Below are 16,838 nucleotides of genomic sequence, written 5' to 3'. Positions count from 1 at the left end.
CGCGACCTCTCACCGAGTACCTCCCCTCCCTTATATAAAGAACAAAACCCTCATAATGGCGAGCGGTTACGTTTATGCAAAAGAGTGTTTACCCTTTATGGTTTATATGTCATAAAGTATAAGAATAAGTGTGTTTCCTTATTGGGAAGCTGGTAGTGAAATACGTGAACGTTCCTAAAGAAATCAACACCTACTGTCCAAAATGTAAAAGTCACACAGTTCATACTGTAAGCCTCTACAAAGCCGGCAAACGCCGAGCACTCGCAGCGGGCGAACGAGCCCACGCACGAGAAAAAGAAGGCTACGGTGGCCAAAAATATGCCCTTCAACACACCTTCGCAAAGACCACCAAGAAGCAGACTTTGCGCCTGAAATGCAAAACCTGCAACTACATGTACCACAAAGACGGCATACGCCTAAGAAAATTGGCCATAGTTTAAAATTAACTTAAGGAGAAAAAAAAGAAATGTCAGATTGGAACAAACTCATCCCCAAACCGCGCAGCGTCTTTTTGCGTGTCAAATGCCAAAAATGCGGCAACGAACAACTCCTCTTCAGCAACACAGTCAACAAGATCGCCTGCAACGTATGCGGAGAAACATTAGCTGAACCGACTGGTGGCAGAGCAAGAATCAACGGCGAAGTATTGACCGTCCTCGAGTAAGGAGGCCAAAAGTTGGCTGAGCGTAAGCCGCAGTGGCCCGAAACAGGCGACCTCGTTATCGCCACCATCGAGACCGTAACAGATTATGGCGCTTACGCGAAACTCGACGAATTCGACAAACGTGGCTTACTCCACGTCTCAGAAATTTCTTCTAGCTGGATTAGAAACATCCGAGATTTTGTGCGGGAAGGGCAAAAAGTTGTCCTAAAAGTTTTGCGCGTTGACCACGAGAAAGGCCACATTGACCTCTCCCTGCGTCGCGTCACCAAACGTGAACGTATCGAGAAAATCATGGTTTGGAAGAAAGAACGCAAAGCCGATGCCCTGCTCCGCGGAGTCGCAGAGAAAACTGGTTTACCTTTAGATGAAATTATCCAGAAGATTGTTCCCGCGGTAGAGCAGAAGTATGACCTCTATGAAGCCTTTGAGAAAGCAGCCATAGAAGGCGCCGAAGTCTTAACCGATTTAGGCATCGCAGAGAACATAGCTGCTGCCTTCGCTGAAGTGGCACAGGAACGCATCCACGTAAAACTGGTAAAAGTTCGCGGTGTCCTCGAAGTTAAAGTGGCTAAACCCAACGGGGTCAAAGTCATCAAAGACGCTTTCCACAAAGCCAGAGGCGAACGCATCAAAGATGCAAAAATCACCTTCTACGTTATCGCTGCACCAAAATACGCCATCGAGGTGCAAGCAGAAAACTATAAGCGCGCCGAAGACGTCATGCAGAAAACAGCAGACAACGTCATAACCACCATTCATAAAGCTGGCGGAGAAGGCGTTTTTAGAAGGGAGAAATAGTGGTTTGGCAACTGCGCAAATGCGTAAAATGCAGTGCGTACACGCTTAACAAAGACATCTGCCCCGTTTGCGGCGGCGCAGTCAAGGTTCCGCATCCAGCCAAGTTTTCCCCCGACGACAAATACCTCAAATACCGTATGGCGGCAAAAAGGAGCCAAGAGCAATGAAGGAAACCTACATCAAAGAATTCAGCCAAGTTCAACTCAACAACCCAGTCCTCATCGAAGGCTTACCTGGCCTCGGTTTAGTCGGCAAAATCGCTTTACGTTACCTCATTAAACAGTTGAAAGCTAAAAAATTCGCCTACCTCTATAGCCCACACTTCCCCTACTTCGTTTTGGTTAATAAGAAGGGTGATGTGCGGTTGCTACGCGGGGCCTTTTACTATTACAAGAACCCAAAAGGACAAGACCTCATCCTCTTCACAGGCGACAGCCAATCACAAACTATCGAAGGTCAATACGAAATCGCTGACCGCATGCTAGACTTCTCCGAGAAACATGGCGTGAAAACCATAGCAACCATCGGCGGCTACCGCATGGAACCCCAAAAGAAACCTCGCGTCTTCATCGCTGCAACCAACCAAGACCTCCTCCACAAAGCCCTTGAGGGCGGCGCAACCCTGAGCACCGCAGGCAGCCCCATCGTCGGCACGGCAGGACTCATCTTGGGGCTCTCGAAATTCAAAAAAATCGAGGCACTCTGTCTACTAGGCGAAACTCGCGGTTACCTTCCCGATCCGCAAGCAGCTAAAAGCGTGCTGGAAGTCCTCAAAGCCACCTTCAACTTCGATTTGGACCTCAAAGGATTAGACGATGAAATCGCCAAAGCCGAAACTATGGTAACCAAGCTACAGCAGATCGAAGCTAAACGCGCCTTGGAAGCTGAGGAAACTCGCAAACAAGAAGATAAGAAAACAACCTACATTTCCTAAGAGAAATTTTCTTTTATTATTTCAACTGTTTTCTGGGCTGCCGTTCCGTCTCCGAAAGGCGACGTAGAAGGCAATGCTTCCTTTCGTGAGAGCGCATGATTCATTGCATTTAAAATCTGGTTTTGGTCTGTGCCCACCACTGTAGCAAACCCTGCTTCGACCGCTTCCTGTCGCTCTGTGGAGAGGCGCATGACAAGGACGGGTTTTCGGATTTGGGGTGCAGTTGCTTCTTCTTGGATGCCGCCTGAATCAGTGATTATCAACTTGCAGTTCTTCATCAACATGAGGAAGTCGAGGTAGCCTGTCGGCGGCAAAACCAGCACGTTAGACATCTCCTCGATTTTGCTGAGTAAGTGATTTTCTTGGAGCCGCTTTCGGGTGCGGGGATGCATCGGGTACACAATGGGCAAAGGTGACCGCTCAAAAACCGCCATAAACGACTCCAACACGACGGGGTCATCCACGTTCTCGGCGCGATGTGCAGTAGCCAACGCATAGGTCTCGAAGGGAATTTGCTGCATAATCTTCGACGTTTTCTCAGCGATGGGCAGATGCTCTTTGACAGCGTCTATGGCTGTGTTACCTGTTAGGTAGATTTTTCCCCAAACCATCTCTTTCTGCAGGTTAGCCTTAGCGTGTTCGGTGGGCGCGAAAAGATACTGGGAGATGTGGTCGGTTAAGCGGCGGTTGTGTTCCTCTGGCATACGTAGATCGTAGCTGCGTAAACCCGCCTCCACGTGTCCGATGGGGATTTCGCGTTTGTTTGCCGCCAAAGCCGCAGCCAAAACTGTGTTAGTATCGCCTTCTACGAGCACCACTGACGGCTCTATTTTGCCCAGCAACTCATCCATCTTCATCAAAATCTCAGCCGTCTGTCCGCCGGGGGAAGTTGACTCGATTTTGAGCCAGTGGTCAGGCGAGGCGAGTTCAAGGTTTTCGATGAACTGCTGCGCCATGTTGTAGTCGTAGTGCTGTCCGCAGTGCACAAACAGGTGGGGCAGTTGGGTTTTTTTGAGGGCGCGGATGATGGGCGCCATTTTGATGATTTCAGGCCGTGTTCCCGTGACGACAAGAACAGGTTTCATTCAATGTGCTCCCCCTATGTTTTCTTCAGAGAGCCTTCGCGTGGCTCATAGATGGTGCCTTCGCGGAGTAGTTGGCTGATCATTCGTTCGATTTCGCCTTTGGGAATCTTGTGCTTGGTTTCTAATTCATTGACTAATGCGTCGCGTTCGACTATGCCTGTAACTTTCTCCATTTCTATTATGGTGGAAATCACAATGCCTAAGCGGTCGCGGATGCTCTTGGGGCGCCCAGTCATGATTAAGTCGATGTCGACTTTGTAGTTGGATACGTCGATGCCTACTTCCTCCAGTGAGCGCTTCATAATCGCAATAGCGGCCTCCGCGTCTTCGGCGGTTACGGTGGGGCGGAGAGCAACACGGGCTCGAGCTTCTGCAATCCGCACCAGAGATTCAAGCTGGCGGGCGGTGATGGCGACGGGTGAACCTTCGGATTCGCTGGCGGAACGCATCGCCAAGTAGAAGTCGCTTAGGCGTTTTAGGGCTTCTTCGCTGAGTTCAGGTTTTACGCTTTTTGCGTAGCTTATGTATTTGCGTAGTAATTCAACGTCCACTTGGGCTTCAACAGGACTTAAGCCTCGTCGGTGCATCTCTAAGATGTGGCGAGACATTTTGCCGTCAGCGTCCTTGTTTGGGATGTCGCGGAGCACGAATATGAGGTCAAAACGGGAGAGGATAGTGACGGGGAGCGAGATGTTTTCGGCTACGGTGCGGTTGGGTTCATACCTGCCAAGCGATGGGTTAGCGGCTGCCAAAACAGCGGTGCGGGCGTTTAGAGTTGCGACGATGCCACCTTTCGCAACGGAGACAGTGTGCTGTTCCATGGCTTCGTGGATAGCGACTCGGTCTTCGGGACGCATTTTGTCCATTTCGTCGATACAGGCAATTCCTTTGTCAGCTAAAACGAGTGCTCCTGCTTCGAGGCTCATGCTTCCGCCTTTTTCTCGGACTACTGCTGCGGTTAAACCTGCGGCAGTGGTACCTCTGCCTGAAGTGTAGAGCCCTCTTGGCGCAATACGCGACACATACTGAAGCATCTGGCTTTTAGCAGTACCGGGGTCACCGATGATAAGTGCGTTCATCTCGCCTCTAATGTTTACATCAGGGAGACTTCTAGATACTCCACCGAAGAGCAGGTACATGACGGCTTCTTTTAGGTGCTCATTGCCAAAGATGGAGGGAGCAATTGAACTCATGATTTTTCTATGCACCAAGGGGTCGCGGGAGAGTTCAAGGATTTTTGCTTCTTCCTCAGGCGTCGGCGGAGAGGTTTCAGGTTCTTTGCCCAAGACCTCTATGGAGTTGGCGTCTAATTGGAGGATGAAAGTGCGGAGTTTTCCCATACCCTGCAGTGAAGGCGCAAAAGCACGGACAATGCCCACGATTGACACGTGGTCTCCTGGACGTGCTACGTCAACGATTTCGTCACCGATTAACTTTACCGCCAAAACACGCGGCAACTGCCCCGGTGGGAGGTCTTCGGGTTTCTCTTGCAAACGTAGGTCCTGTGAGTCGATGAAGGTGGATTCTTCTTGGCTAAACTCGAAGGGGCCGTCTCTGCCGCAGTCGGGTGCCATACAAACTGAGGGTGCTTTTAGGAATTGTCCTGTCTGCTCAACTTGGTTGACTGTGCCGCATCGTTTGCATTTAAAAGCAGCAATCTGGACCATGGGGCGGACGGGTGTGGCTCTTACGACTATGCCTTCCACCATGACTAGTTTACTCATGTTCCTTGAACCCAATCGGCGCAGTTGCTCTTTGCCCAGCAACTTGACAACACGGACGATGAGTTTCTCGATTTTCTCTGCGTACTCAGCGTCTTCAATACGTAGCTGTTCATAGGCGCCTTTGCCCGCGTGCTGCAGGTACTCTTCAGGTTTAGCTAAAAGCAACTCCGCTAAAGCCTGATCAAAACCGTAGAGTTCCTCAAAATCTATGGTCAACGAATTTTTACCAGTGATGGCTAACTGGGCGATTCTTTGGCGGTACTTTTCTTTTTTAAAGAACTCTTGAAACCGCTTGGTGGGCTCAACGGTTTCCAGCGTCATGGCTTGTCCGCTCCGTTCTGCAGAATTTTGGCTTTCCATTCAGAAATTATCTTAACAAGCTGCTCATAGACGAGTTTTTCTTCTTTGGTCAACTTATTTAAAACTTGATCACTTTGTCCCGGTGCAGCAGCGAGGGCGACGATTTTTTTCAGCCGAGAGTTCACGATGTCGCGGGCCAAATGTTTTGCGCGGTCGGATTCGTGGTATTTCTCGGAGTCCTGAGAGCGGGTGGCTTGTTGATGTAATTCGAAGAGGAACCTGCGCAGTTTCGGGTAAAAGTCTGGTGGTAACTCGCTGATTTGGCCAGGAACCTGCACGCCCTCTTTCCACTGCGCTTTATAGAGTTTGGTAGAGTCCAAGATGTCGTCTTCGCGGAAATGAACCAAACCAGCGGCGGTAAGTTCTTTGGCTACCCAAAAATAAACCTCGTACTCGTTGCCTTCGTCAAAGGGACCAACAGTTAAGCCTGCAAGCTTTATTTCAGGGCAGTTGCGGTTTGCTACGATTTTAACCATAGAGTTCTCGTAGCAGAAGTCTAATGTGCAGATTTTGTTTGCCGCCAAGCTTGTCCCCCTCTTACTTGCCCTTTTTCAGGGTTCAAAGGATATAACGATTGCAGTTTTAAGGGTTTGCACTAGAACCGATGAGGCTACTGTATCATCTAGAACTTATATTTTCGGTGCTTTTTGCGTTTTTTTAGTGTGTTCATGGGTTGGCTTTTCTTTTAGATTCAAGATTTTGCTGCCTCAAAAAACCTGCCGACCCTCATTTTGGAGCTGCAAAATCGGTTTGGCAACTATGTATATCTTTGCTTGTTTAATTGAATAACAAATTTCAAATACCTGCCCATAAACATACAACGGCAGGTGCACATTAACAATGGGAAAGGACTCATACTTCCAAAAGAAACTTGAACCAATCAAGGTAACTAAGCAGAAACCGATTTCTCAACTTCTAAAAGAAATGGGCAAAACCGCTTATCAAGGCCGCAAACTAGGCGAAGCCGTTGACGTATGGGAAAACATGATTAAAGAAAAAGACACCGTCATCGCTATGGGTTTCGCGGGTTCGATGTCGACTGCGGGTCAGTGGACAATCATCAACTGGCTTATAGAGAATCGTTTCATAGACGTACTCGTCTCGACGGGCGCTAACGTGAGCGAAGACATAGTTGACGCCATGGGGTTAGGTTACTGGCAAGGCAGCCACATGGTCAACGACGAAGAACTCCTGCATGCAGACATAAACCGCTACTACGACGTCTTCGGCAAAGAAACCGACTACCGCAAGATGGAAGACCTCGTTACCGACTACGTTATGACCTGCAAAGAAGACTACTACTACACCTCAGCCGAATTCCTCTACGGCTTAGGCAAATTCCTCGGCAAGAAAAACATCCCCGCCATCACCGCAGTTGCCGCAGCCAACGGCGTCCCCATCTTCAGCCCAGCCATGGTGGACAGCGCATACGGCGAAACTTTCCTACTCGCCAAAAACAAAGGCCACAACGTCCACATCGACAGCGTTAAAGAATTCGACCAATTCGTCCAAATCGGCACTAAAACCAAAGAAGTCGGCGTCGTCTACATCGGTGGAGGCGTCCCCAAAGACCTCACCCAACTCATCGCCATATCCGTCTCGCCCATGACTGAAGACAAAGGCGTCAAAGGCAGAAAAGGCGGACTCCGCAAATCACTGCAGGAATACTACTACCCCCACAAGTACGCCATCCAAATCACCACCGACTCGCCACAATGGGGTGGACTCAGCGGCTGCACTTTGGAAGAGGCGATTAGCTGGGGTAAAATTAACAGCCAAACAGGAACCCGTGCCGTTTGCTACTGCGACGCAACTATCGCCCTGCCGCTCATATGTCACGCACTCGCGGAGCGCGTAACAGAGAAACGCAAGGGTCCAGACATGAGCTGGATCTTCAAAGACATGCCAAAAGCATAACCAACTATTCTTTTATTTTTTCTTATTTTTACTTAAACGATCGATCAAGGCGCTTGTCATTACTGGCATAACCATTGTGGCGTCTCCCTCAATCATGACGCGTTTAGCTTTCTCGCTAATCTTCCCCCAGCTGACTGCTTCGCGTGGTCGGGCGCCGCTCAGGCTGCCATCCCACTCGTCCGCCGTTGAGATGTAGACGACGTAGTCTAAGCCGTCTTTGAATTGGTTCCACCAGATCGTGTGGTGCTTGCTGATGCCGCCGCCCACGATGAGTGCGCCTGTTTTTTTGGAGTCAAACATGAGGTCGCTTAGTTGCCCTTCGTCTTTTAGGAGGTTTATGCGGAAGTCTTTGTGGTCTTGACTAAACATCCACAGTTGGTAGCCGACTGAACCGTCGGTTATGCCTGGCACGTGGATGGGGATGTTGTTTTTGGCTGCCCAGTAGAGAATCGAGGTTTCGTCGCAGCATCGTAGGCCGATTTCTCGGGATAACTCGGTTGTGGAGAGTTCTTTTTTGCCTTCCTTGTAGAGGTCAGCTAGTAGGGCTTGGATTTTTTTCTCCAAGATGACGCCGTAGCTGTCGTTGGGTACCAAGACGTTGCCGAGGCGGTTGACGCCTTCACGGTGAAGTTTGGTGTCGCTCATCATGAAGCTGCCTTTATAGTAGTCTCTCCAGCAGCGGGCAACATCGTGGTCTAAGGTGCCGCAGGTGGTGATTATGACATCCACGAGTTTGCGCTTAACGAGTTCACGGATGACGCCGCGTGTGCCTGTAGCGATTATGTCGGCAGTGAATGAAAGGAACTTGACGCATTTCTTGTCGTTAATCATGGCTTCGAGGATGTTGACGCCTGTTGCCAGTTTGCCCGCGGTGAAACCCCACGCCTGCTCCATCTGGCTGACAAGCTGGTCTACGGTCATGTTCTCTGTGAACTGGTAATCTTTAACTGGTATTTTGTGTGCTTCGTGAACTTTTTTTGGCATAATCTTGGCTCCGTTGCAATGGTTAAACGAAACTGAAGATAAATAGGTGTCGAAAAGCGGCTACGCCGATAAGTGGCTGATGATGCGTTGGTAGATGTCGGGGTCCATTTGGTCTTCATAGCCTGCGTAGATGCTGGGGTTGTCGTTGACTTCGACGACGACGTATTCGCCGTTGACTTCTTTTATGTCCACACCGTAGAGACCTTTGCCGATGACGCTGCAAGCTTTAAGAGCAACTTCACGCAACCGCGGCGGCATGTCCTTCTTCTGAACGCTAACAGTTCTACCCCAAATCACCGTCGGTTTGCCACGGAGTTTAGCGCCGTGCTTCCATTTGCCTTTAGGAATCATGTATTTGCAGACATAGAGTATGTCGTTGCCCAACACACCGACACGCCAATCAAACGCGGTTGGAGTAAACTTTTGGATAGCTAAGACATCGGATTTTTTGAAGAACCGTTTGGCGACTTCTCGGAAACTGGTTTCGCAGGCGGCTTTCTCGACGTAACGGCTAAAGCTCGTGTAGGGGGCTTTGATGACGACGGGTTTGCCCAAGGTGTCAAAGATTTCGGTGATTTTTTTGTGGCGCAAGTCGTCTTTGCTGAGGAAAACGGTGGGAATGCGGGGGATGTTGTGTTTTTCGAAGAGGGCGTATTGGTGGATTTTGTTGGCGCAGATTTTGATGGATTCGGGGTCGTCTATGACTTTTTTGCCCAGTTCCCAAGCGGTTTTGGAGACGATGTATGAGGTGAAGAGGGGGTCGGTGGTTGCGCGGATGAAGACAGCATCATAGTTGGGTATGTCTTGGATGTTTTCGCGGAACAAGAAGCTGAATTGGCTGCCTGATTTCTCTGCTGCCGCTTTAAAGTTCTGGAGAGCAGCTTCCTCGCGGGGGTCACTAAAATTATATTTTTCAACAAAACAAGCGATTCTAGACACCGATATGGTTCCCCTGCTGAGAAATCAGCATAATCTCTTTCGAGATTAACTTCAAATCAGCTTTTGACAGTTCGGTTTCTTTCAATGGTTCAAGGCCACACAGGAAGGCTTTATCCTCTGCTTTCTGAACATGTAACTTGCAAAGTGGAATTCTAAAGAGTTCATAAACCTTTTGTGAGATAGCGCTAATTTGCTCATCTGCTAACTCGGTTTTTCCAAACACAGACTTAACAGTATGTAACTCGCCTCTTAGGGGCTGTGCGCAGACAGTGAATTTGTAGTTCATGCCGAGGCTTTTCATGGCGCGGTAGAGGGCGCTTTGATTCTTTGCTACCTTGTAGCCTTCATGGATGAAGGGGTTAACTGCGAAAACCACCACTGGTAGTCCGACTTCTTTTATGATTTTCTTAACATTATCAGTTACAAGGAAAGGTGCAGTGGGGATGTTTGCTTTTTGGGCGCGAAGCAACAAAATCGGGGTGCGGCTGGCGTCGATGATGTTTTCGCATGAAGGGATAACCTGACTGCCCAAGACTTCAGCGTGCAAAGAAACATAATACCCAGTTTTTAGGTAGCGGTAATCGTTGGTTAAGTTGATGGTTGTGTCTTTTATCGATGACTCCAGAAATACAGCGGGTTTAACCGCGCGTAGATCATCACATAGGCCAATGCTTGAAACAACCAGCACCCATAGGACACCAAGGTTATAGGTGGCGTTATTCGTCTTGTTATATTTAAAATTAACGTTGTAGTTATCTGTATTTTATTTGCCGCTTTGGCCAAAAGCAGGCAGTTTTTAAGCTGTTTTCTGGATGGATAAATGTATGTGTAATCTTGTTTTGGCAGCATGATTGAATGTTAACTAGCCTTATTATTTCCCAGTTGTAGTTGGAGATTGTACATGAGCTTTGAGATTCAAGTGCTAACAGACCTTGCCGTCTTAATGGTCGTTGCCTCAGCGGTAGCCTTCATATTCTACAAACTCAAGCAACCCATAATAATCGGCTACCTAATTGCAGGCATCATCGTCGGGCCATTCACAACACCGTTCCATCTCGTTCAAAACGTCGAGTTCCTTTCAGTGTTTGCTGAAATCGGTGTCGTGCTCCTGCTCTTCACGATCGGTTTAGAGTTTCCCGTGCGTTATCTGCGCTCCATCGGGCGTGTAATTTTCGGCGTTTCAGCCATAGAAATAACCCTAATGATAGTCGTCAGCTGGGCTGTTGGAGCTTTTTTGGGCTGGGGCTTCTACGACACACTCTTCTTGGGTGCGGCACTCGCCAGCAGCAGCACCACCATCATCGCTAAAGTGTTGGGCGACATGGGGAAACTCAAAGAAATCTCCTCCACCTTGATGCTTGGGATTCTTGTCGTAGAAGACGTGGTTGTAGTGATTTTATTGGCTATGTTGCAGAACGTGGCAATTGTGCACACTGTCTCAGTTGTTGATGCGCTTTGGTTAGTTGCCAAACTGGTGATATTCATCGGCGGAACCTTAGTTTTAGGCGGCTTCTTCGTGCCCAAAGCACTCGACCGAGTTTCACAGGTAGCAAACAGAGAGATACTCTACATCTTGATGCTGGGCGTCTGCTTCCTGTTCGCCATCATGGCCACCCAAATTGGTTTCTCTGCAGGCATCGGCGCATTCATCATCGGAGTCGTCATCGCAAGGTCTAGACATCGAGAGGACATAAACCGCGAGATTGGGCCGTTCAAAATTGTTTTCGGCGCCATATTCTTTGTCTCCATGGGTGCCTTGATGGATATTACTCAAATCGCCGTCTACTGGTTCCCCGCAGTGATAATCACTATCGTAGTTATCGTTACAAAGTTGGCTAGCTGTGGTTTTGGTACTCGCCTTTTCCGTTACGACAAGACAACTTCGCTGCGGGTTGGTTTAGGTATGGGGCAAATCGGTGAATTCGCTTTCATCGTTGCCAAAGCAGGGCAAGATGTGGGTGTAACGAGCAGTTTTCTTTTACCCATAATCGGAGTCGCCACCATGATCACCGCTTTCACAACGCCATACCTAATCAAATTCTCACACAAACCAAACCCCAACAACCCAACAGATTACTTGTACAGTCAAGTTTAAAATAACGCCCAGCAGATTAGGCTGTAAATAGAACCTGTTGGATGGCGCCTCCACGTATAAACCACTTGAAGTCCTCGGACCTGAACACGAGTTTGCCCTCGTAAACCCCGACCTGCAAGTTTTACCCATAGCCGACAAAATCATCAAAGGCTACTGCGGACGCATGTTGAACTTTATCGAGTTACCTGAGTTCACTTTCGGCAAAGAGTTGCAGTTGCATGTGATGGAGATCAAAGCGAACGAGCCGTTTCAGTCTCCGTCCGAGTTTGAGGAGACCATTCAGTCGGCGGTGTCCACCCTAAACGGAATCGTGCAGAAACACGGCGCCATGCTTCTGGGCACAGGCATGCACCCCCTGCTACAACTCCAAGACACCGCCATCTGGCCTCACTACCACAGAAAAATCTACGACGCATACGGCAAAATCTTCAACCTAAACCAACATGGATGGCTAAACATCCAAAGCTTCCACCTTAACCTGCCCTACCAAAAAGAAACCGACGCCATCCAAATTCACAACCAACTCGCTAACCTCTGCGCCTACCTGCCCGCAGTAGCGGCTTCATCGCCCATCTTCGAAGGCAAAGCGGGACCTGACTTGGACAACCGACTTCAGTTCTACAAGGCAAACCAGAAAGAAGTTCCCTCAGTCGCAGGCGACATCATCCCCGACTATGTTTCCTCAATCGGGCAATACAAGCGGGATGTTATCGGGCGGTACTCCAAAGACTTAGCCGCCGCTGGCGCAGACGAAACCCTGCTGAATCGGGAGTGGGTTAATTCGAGGGGTGTGATTTTCCGTTTTGACCGCTCTGCGCTTGAGGTGAGGGTGATGGATGAACAGGAATGCATCAAGATGGATGTAGCGTTTGCCTGCTTTATCCGCGCCACGCTAAGAGGCTTAATCGCGGAGAAAGCGGAGCTTGCACCGCATAAGGTTCTCGTTGCGGACTTCAACGCTGTTATCAAAGAAGGTTTAGCCACACACGTATCCAGTCCACTCGGCGAAACCGCTCGGCAAGTTTGCCAACACTACCTCAAACTTGCCACACAGTACGCGGAGGGCGACGAGAAAAAGTACCTCCCACTTGTTAAACGCCGAATTGATGGCGGCTGCCTCTCAGAACTCATCCGCGCCAAAGTGCGGCAGCGTGCAGAGAAAACAATTTTCCATGAAGCAATCGTTGATGTGTATTCAACCCTTATTAATTGCCTGCGTAATAATGAACCGTTTTAAGGTGAACTTCCATGTCCAAGGAAGACAATAAGGGAACAACCTACAGCTTTGACGTTTGCAGCCAATGCAAATCTATCTGTTGCCAAGACGCCAAACCACCCTTAACAGAGAACCGTAAAACAATCATCCAAGACTACATTAAGAAAAAGAAACTCCGCGTCACCGAACCCTTCTCTAAAGAAGAATACACTTATCCAGCCGTGGACAGCGATGTTTACTGTAAACTGTTTAATAAGAAAACGGGCAAATGCATGGTTCACCCCGTAAAACCCGAAACCTGCGTTGCTGGCCCCTTCACTTTTGACATAAACTTTAACACGCAAAAGGTTTGTTTCTTCCTCAAAAAAGAGGAAATCTGTGCTTACGCTGGTGTTCTGTTCAGGGATAAACCCGCCTTAAAAGAGCATTTTGAGGTTGCACGCAAACAAATTCTCACACTCATCGATCAACTCAGCGCAGACGAGTTGCGGGCACTGATGAAAATTGAGGAACCGCAGACTTTCAAGTTCTGCGAGGAACCTCTCTCGCCTGAAGTCATCCGAAAACTGGACTTATAGAAACCCCGCGTCACGTAGCTTCAATGCGAGAGCGATGTTGCCTTTGAACTGGACTTTACCAGTGAAGAAGGCTTTCTCGGCGCTTATTTTTCCATTTACTAACTCCAAAAAATCCGCTTGAGCCATCTTCAATGTCAGGTCAGGTGAGGAATATAAGCCTGGGGTTACTTGCATTTTCTGGTCTTTAATGGTGACTGTCCAGTCGCCGCCGTCAACTCCAGAAACATTAATCAGAGCCACAACATTGATGCCTGCTGCTCTTTCAGCTTTAAAACGTGTGGGCAAGATTTTTTCAAAAAACTCTTGTGGGGTTTGTGCATGTGTCTCCATTCAATACACTTCAGTACACTGTAGTTTGGCTGGGCTTTTGAACTTTACCTGAAGAGGTCTTTCTCTTTTGAGCGAATCAACGTTGGGGCTGGCTCGTCGGTTGAGATATAATTGTATCCTCTGATGATAGCGACTGGGATACCTTCGTCTGCTTGTCCAATCACCAACTCCGCCGCAGAAGCCAACTCATCTGCAACAGCAGTCTGCTTTACACGCAACACGTAACCAAAGAGGTCTTTTTCGCCCCTCCGATCCCTAATCGGAACCAATCCCGCAACGCCCACAGCCACGTTAATTTCACCCAAGCGGAACGGCCTGCCATGGGTGTCTGAAACAATAACCGCTACGTCGGCATCGGTGAGGCGCTTGATTTCTTGCCTTATGCCTTCCGCTGATGCGTGTGGTTTTTTGGGTAGCGGTACAACGTTGTTTTCGCCTGATACGTTTGAGCGGTCTACACCTGCGTTGGCGCTTATGGTTCCGCTGTAGGTTTCTGTTATGATGCTGTTGGGGCCTATGCAGACTAAGTCTTTGGTTTCCTGCAGGATAACCTCGACGAGTGCGGGGTCTTTGTTGGTTTGCTTTGCGATTTCGATGGCTTTAGGTGACGGTTTGACGGTGTCGAGGTTAATTATGTTGCCCTCAGCTTTTGAAACCACAACATGGGTAACCACCACAACATCGTGGGGTTGGATTGGAGTTTTCTGTTTGTTTGCTGCTTCCACGATTAGTTTGCCTAAATTGTCGCCGGGTTGGATTAACGGTAAACCTGTTACGGGGATCACTTGGATAGTGTTCGTAGTTGTGTCTCCTTTTAAGAAAGCCTAACAGAGCCTAAACTTAAATTTTTTCCATTAAAGAAACAGAAACCAAAAAAGGTAAAATTTGAAATTTAGAGGAAGAGACCTTGATGGTCTCGGTGGGTGTTTATTTTGTGCGGAACTTTTGGAGTTTCTGCAGCATCAATTTGTCGCCTTCAGCGTCACCAGCGCAGGTTGCGATGATGCCGTCGACTAGGCCGACGAGTCTTGCTGCTTTCTCTTCAACAGTATCCATCGTGGCTGTTACTGGCCAGCCGATGACTTTCACGATTTCCTTGTTCTTTTCTGTTCCGACTAGGAAGTATGCATAGAGTGGCTTGCCCATTTTCTTGCATGCAGCAGATACTGCTTTGAGTTGCTCGAATGAGTCGTCGTTGAGTCTCATGAAGTAGACGAAGTCCCATGGCTCTTGGGCGCGTTTGATTGCGTCTTCAACTGATGACCTTGCGCTGAGTAAGCAGCCGAGTTTTAGGTTTTTGGTTTTTACTTTGTCGCTTCGTATGAAGTCTCGTGCAGCTTCGGATGAGGGAAGCATTTTGATTGGTTCGCCAACGCTTGGCTTGTCACCCATGGTTACTGCTAAACCGTCTAAGCCGACGATGTCGGATGCGAGGGCTAAGGCTCCGACTTCAACGGGTCCTTTATAGTGTAGAATGAAGATTGGGCAGACATATTTGTCTGGGTACTTGTTTTTGAGTAAGCAGCTTACAACGACGCCGCTTGGTGCTGGATAGCCTGCTGCGCTGTCAGTTACGTTCCATCCATCAACGAGGTCTTTGAGTTCTTCGGCAAGCTTAAAGAATTTACGTGTGGGGACAAATTCGTTTAATATTTTCATGGAGAGTTCACTTCAGCTTAGAAGGGGAGCGCTTTTGGGTTAAAAAATCTTTTGTATAAGCTTGACTTGAAGTAACAATACAGGGCTCCTTTCCTGATTACTTGCTTAACTCGCCTAAATCAGCTTTTTTTGTTGGCTAAGCATTGTTTTTGGCGCGTTGCCTCTTGAGCTTTGAGATTTTAACGATTGCTTCCTTATCAGCTTGAGCGACGTCGGCTTCTAACCCCTCTACCAACCGCATCCCAAGCTTTGACCGCACGATTACAGTCGAATATCCCAACTTGCTCCCCACCGATCCCACCGAAACATCCGCCAACCGCGAAGTAAAATCGTCACAGAAACTGCATGCAGCTTCAGAAGCCCCATGTAAATCCTTAACTTTACAGCTTACTTCTTTCGCCTCACTTTGGGCGATAAATTTGCCTTGCCGAACCTGAGTTTTGTCCACCTTGTCTAAGTCAATTCCTAAACGTGCCTTCAGTTCCCCTTTGAGTTTGTCGTGATTGAAGCATCCGTAACAGAACAACCCGATGACGGTAACTTCGCAGTTGACTTTGGTTTGCTGGATTTTCCTTGCAACACCCGCCTCGCAAGGGGTGCAAACGATGGCTACGCGGTTTTTTCCTTGACTGACAAGTTCCCGTAGCTTGCTGTTTACGTCTACACGGAGGTACGTTGTGCCTTTCGCTGCCAATACCTCTTCGGCGTTTTCGGCGACAACGGCTTGGGCAGTGTAACCTTCCCCTCGCTTTACCACAACCGCGGCATCAAACAAGCCTTCACGCAACCCCTTGAGCAGCAACGCGGAAACTACTCCGCCATCCTGCCCCTCAATGGGGGTTTTGGCTGAGAACAAATCGAGGTAAATTCCTAAATCTTCATCTTCTAGGGGTTTTTGGGGGTCTTCTTGTTTTGGCGGCATTTTGGTGGGCTCGGTTTAATAGGAAGCTAGGGGGTTGGTGCAAATAAAGTTTTAAAACCCAAACAACTAACAACACTTCACACCAAAAGTGATTACATGCCCGACAAACCCGCCGAAAGCCACAAAATCCGCTACCTACACGGCGACCAAACCCTACTCAGCCAAATCAAACCCCTATGGGAAAAACTCAACCAATACCACTGCGTTCGCTCTGAGCATTTCAAGGAACACTACAAAGCAATGACTTTTGAAAATCGGTGTAATGGTTTGCTCAAGAAGGCGGCTGGAGGGCAGCTGCGGGTGGACTTAGCCGTCTATGACGCCACAGGACAAGGAGTCGGCTACGTAATCAGCACCATAAATTCCGAGAAAGTCGGCGAAGTCGAATCCGTCTACGTCGAAGAAGACTTTAGGCGAAACGGCGTAGGTGACCAGTTGATGCGGAATGCGTTGGCTTGGATGGATCAAAACGGTGTAGCCTCAAAACAGGTTGAGGTGTCGGTGGGCAATGAAGTTGCTTGGAGTTTCTATCGGCGATTCGGTTTTTTGCCACGCAAGACTCTACTTAAACAGAAAACCCTGCCTTCCTGAGATCCTCTATCAGCTTCTGCAATCAGTCTCTAACGAAGCTTA

General features: G+C 48.7%; 20 protein-coding genes. 10 read left to right on the top strand and 10 right to left on the bottom strand.

Going from position 1 to position 16,838, the window contains the following annotated elements; all coding sequences use genetic code 11:
* The first annotated feature begins 164 nt into the window (after positions 1-164).
* Genes NWE96_05805 through NWE96_05785 form a run of 5 tightly spaced genes read left to right on the top strand, consistent with a single transcriptional unit; the run spans position 165 to position 2,396 of the window.
* A complete protein-coding gene (locus tag NWE96_05805) occupies positions 165-440 on the top strand; it encodes a 50S ribosomal protein L44e (protein MCW3983493.1) in 276 nt (91 codons plus the stop codon).
* A 26-nt stretch (positions 441-466) separates the two neighbouring features.
* Positions 467-664, top strand: a complete 198-nt coding sequence (locus tag NWE96_05800) for a 30S ribosomal protein S27e (GenBank protein MCW3983492.1) — start codon at positions 467-469, stop codon at positions 662-664.
* Between the two features lie 12 nt (positions 665-676).
* The gene (locus NWE96_05795; protein ID MCW3983491.1) at positions 677-1,462 is read left to right on the top strand and encodes a translation initiation factor IF-2 subunit alpha; all 786 of its coding nucleotides are present in this window, start codon (positions 677-679) and stop codon (positions 1,460-1,462) included.
* Positions 1,462-1,629: an RNA-protein complex protein Nop10 gene (locus tag NWE96_05790; GenBank protein MCW3983490.1), complete on the top strand. Its 168-nt coding sequence runs from the start codon at positions 1,462-1,464 to the stop codon at positions 1,627-1,629. The genes NWE96_05795 and NWE96_05790 overlap by 1 nt, the downstream gene beginning before the upstream one ends.
* Entirely contained in the window at positions 1,626-2,396 is a 771-nt protein-coding gene (locus NWE96_05785; GenBank protein ID MCW3983489.1) for a PAC2 family protein, read from the top strand. The genes NWE96_05790 and NWE96_05785 overlap by 4 nt, the downstream gene beginning before the upstream one ends.
* Here NWE96_05785 and wecB read toward each other — a convergent pair.
* The 3 genes from wecB to NWE96_05770 are packed head-to-tail and all read right to left on the bottom strand — an operon-like array spanning position 2,393 to position 6,089.
* Positions 2,393-3,481: a UDP-N-acetylglucosamine 2-epimerase (non-hydrolyzing) gene (gene wecB / locus NWE96_05780; GenBank protein MCW3983488.1), complete on the bottom strand. Its 1,089-nt coding sequence runs from the start codon at positions 3,479-3,481 to the stop codon at positions 2,393-2,395. The two genes, NWE96_05785 and wecB, sit on opposite strands and share 4 nt — an antisense overlap.
* A 14-nt stretch (positions 3,482-3,495) precedes the next feature.
* On the bottom strand, positions 3,496-5,565 hold the full coding sequence (locus tag NWE96_05775; GenBank protein ID MCW3983487.1) for a minichromosome maintenance protein MCM: 2,070 nt from the start codon (positions 5,563-5,565) through the stop codon (positions 3,496-3,498).
* On the bottom strand, positions 5,523-6,089 hold the full coding sequence (locus NWE96_05770) for a hypothetical protein (protein MCW3983486.1): 567 nt from the start codon (positions 6,087-6,089) through the stop codon (positions 5,523-5,525). Before NWE96_05770 ends, NWE96_05775 begins: the two co-directional genes overlap by 43 nt.
* A 316-nt stretch (positions 6,090-6,405) precedes the next feature.
* Between NWE96_05770 and NWE96_05765 the strand changes: the two genes are divergently transcribed.
* The gene (locus tag NWE96_05765; GenBank protein MCW3983485.1) at positions 6,406-7,482 is read left to right on the top strand and encodes a deoxyhypusine synthase; all 1,077 of its coding nucleotides are present in this window, start codon (positions 6,406-6,408) and stop codon (positions 7,480-7,482) included.
* A 12-nt stretch (positions 7,483-7,494) separates the two neighbouring features.
* Here the strand turns inward: NWE96_05765 and NWE96_05760 are convergent, their stop codons facing one another.
* From NWE96_05760 to NWE96_05750, 3 genes are read right to left on the bottom strand one after another with little or no spacing between them, the layout of a single operon-like run.
* Positions 7,495-8,466 carry a deoxyhypusine synthase gene (locus NWE96_05760; GenBank protein ID MCW3983484.1) on the bottom strand — a complete coding sequence of 324 codons (972 nt, stop codon included), beginning with the start codon at positions 8,464-8,466 and terminating at the stop codon, positions 7,495-7,497.
* 60 nt (positions 8,467-8,526) lie between these two features.
* Complete coding sequence (locus NWE96_05755; GenBank protein ID MCW3983483.1) at positions 8,527-9,405, bottom strand: RimK family alpha-L-glutamate ligase; 879 nt, start codon at positions 9,403-9,405, stop codon at positions 8,527-8,529.
* On the bottom strand, positions 9,398-10,093 hold the full coding sequence (locus tag NWE96_05750) for a RimK-like ATPgrasp N-terminal domain-containing protein (protein ID MCW3983482.1): 696 nt from the start codon (positions 10,091-10,093) through the stop codon (positions 9,398-9,400). The genes NWE96_05755 and NWE96_05750 overlap by 8 nt, the downstream gene beginning before the upstream one ends.
* Before the next feature lie 213 nt (positions 10,094-10,306).
* On the opposite strand from NWE96_05750, the gene NWE96_05745 reads away from it, so the two are divergent.
* From NWE96_05745 to NWE96_05735, 3 genes are read left to right on the top strand one after another with little or no spacing between them, the layout of a single operon-like run.
* Entirely contained in the window at positions 10,307-11,500 is a 1,194-nt protein-coding gene (locus tag NWE96_05745) for a cation:proton antiporter (protein MCW3983481.1), read from the top strand.
* Positions 11,501-11,537: 37 nt separating this feature from the next.
* Positions 11,538-12,737: a glutamate-cysteine ligase family protein gene (locus tag NWE96_05740; GenBank protein ID MCW3983480.1), complete on the top strand. Its 1,200-nt coding sequence runs from the start codon at positions 11,538-11,540 to the stop codon at positions 12,735-12,737.
* A gap of 11 nt (positions 12,738-12,748) precedes the next feature.
* A complete protein-coding gene (locus tag NWE96_05735) occupies positions 12,749-13,294 on the top strand; it encodes a YkgJ family cysteine cluster protein (protein ID MCW3983479.1) in 546 nt (181 codons plus the stop codon).
* On the opposite strand, the gene NWE96_05730 is transcribed toward NWE96_05735, so the two are convergent.
* The 4 genes from NWE96_05730 to NWE96_05715 form a co-directional block, all read right to left on the bottom strand.
* On the bottom strand, positions 13,289-13,624 hold the full coding sequence (locus NWE96_05730) for an SCP2 sterol-binding domain-containing protein (protein MCW3983478.1): 336 nt from the start codon (positions 13,622-13,624) through the stop codon (positions 13,289-13,291). The genes NWE96_05735 and NWE96_05730 overlap by 6 nt on opposite strands.
* Before the next feature lie 44 nt (positions 13,625-13,668).
* On the bottom strand, positions 13,669-14,409 hold the full coding sequence (locus tag NWE96_05725) for a coenzyme F420-0:L-glutamate ligase (GenBank protein MCW3983477.1): 741 nt from the start codon (positions 14,407-14,409) through the stop codon (positions 13,669-13,671).
* 142 nt (positions 14,410-14,551) lie between these two features.
* On the bottom strand, positions 14,552-15,283 hold the full coding sequence (locus NWE96_05720; protein ID MCW3983476.1) for a hypothetical protein: 732 nt from the start codon (positions 15,281-15,283) through the stop codon (positions 14,552-14,554).
* 136 nt (positions 15,284-15,419) lie between these two features.
* A complete protein-coding gene (locus NWE96_05715) occupies positions 15,420-16,205 on the bottom strand; it encodes a Coenzyme F420 hydrogenase/dehydrogenase, beta subunit C-terminal domain (GenBank protein ID MCW3983475.1) in 786 nt (261 codons plus the stop codon).
* A 96-nt stretch (positions 16,206-16,301) separates the two neighbouring features.
* Between NWE96_05715 and NWE96_05710 the strand changes: the two genes are divergently transcribed.
* On the top strand, positions 16,302-16,796 hold the full coding sequence (locus NWE96_05710) for a GNAT family N-acetyltransferase (GenBank protein ID MCW3983474.1): 495 nt from the start codon (positions 16,302-16,304) through the stop codon (positions 16,794-16,796).
* Positions 16,797-16,838: the final 42 nt, after the last annotated feature.

The sequence above is a fragment of the Candidatus Bathyarchaeota archaeon genome, from assembly GCA_026014685.1.
Taxonomy (GTDB): Archaea; Thermoproteota; Bathyarchaeia; order Bathyarchaeales; family Bathycorpusculaceae; genus Bathycorpusculum.
The sequence above is the reverse complement of the archived record's forward strand: the minus strand, read 5'-3'. Positions and strand labels throughout refer to the sequence as shown.

Excerpts from the sequence above, each read along its gene's own strand:
- NWE96_05800 (MCW3983492.1), top strand. The coding sequence starts at position 467 with ATGTCAGATTGGAACAAACTCATCCCCAAACCGCGCAGCGTCTTTTTG.
- NWE96_05785 (MCW3983489.1), top strand. The coding sequence starts at position 1,626 with ATGAAGGAAACCTACATCAAAGAATTCAGCCAAGTTCAACTCAACAAC.
- wecB (MCW3983488.1), bottom strand. The coding sequence starts at position 3,481 with ATGAAACCTGTTCTTGTCGTCACGGGAACACGGCCTGAAATCATCAAA.
- NWE96_05775 (MCW3983487.1), bottom strand. The coding sequence starts at position 5,565 with ATGGAAAGCCAAAATTCTGCAGAACGGAGCGGACAAGCCATGACGCTG.
- NWE96_05765 (MCW3983485.1), top strand. The coding sequence starts at position 6,406 with ATGGGAAAGGACTCATACTTCCAAAAGAAACTTGAACCAATCAAGGTA.
- NWE96_05760 (MCW3983484.1), bottom strand. The coding sequence starts at position 8,466 with ATGCCAAAAAAAGTTCACGAAGCACACAAAATACCAGTTAAAGATTAC.
- NWE96_05745 (MCW3983481.1), top strand. The coding sequence starts at position 10,307 with ATGAGCTTTGAGATTCAAGTGCTAACAGACCTTGCCGTCTTAATGGTC.
- NWE96_05735 (MCW3983479.1), top strand. The coding sequence starts at position 12,749 with ATGTCCAAGGAAGACAATAAGGGAACAACCTACAGCTTTGACGTTTGC.
- NWE96_05730 (MCW3983478.1), bottom strand. The coding sequence starts at position 13,624 with ATGGAGACACATGCACAAACCCCACAAGAGTTTTTTGAAAAAATCTTG.
- NWE96_05720 (MCW3983476.1), bottom strand. The coding sequence starts at position 15,283 with ATGAAAATATTAAACGAATTTGTCCCCACACGTAAATTCTTTAAGCTT.
- NWE96_05715 (MCW3983475.1), bottom strand. The coding sequence starts at position 16,205 with ATGCCGCCAAAACAAGAAGACCCCCAAAAACCCCTAGAAGATGAAGAT.
- NWE96_05710 (MCW3983474.1), top strand. The coding sequence starts at position 16,302 with ATGCCCGACAAACCCGCCGAAAGCCACAAAATCCGCTACCTACACGGC.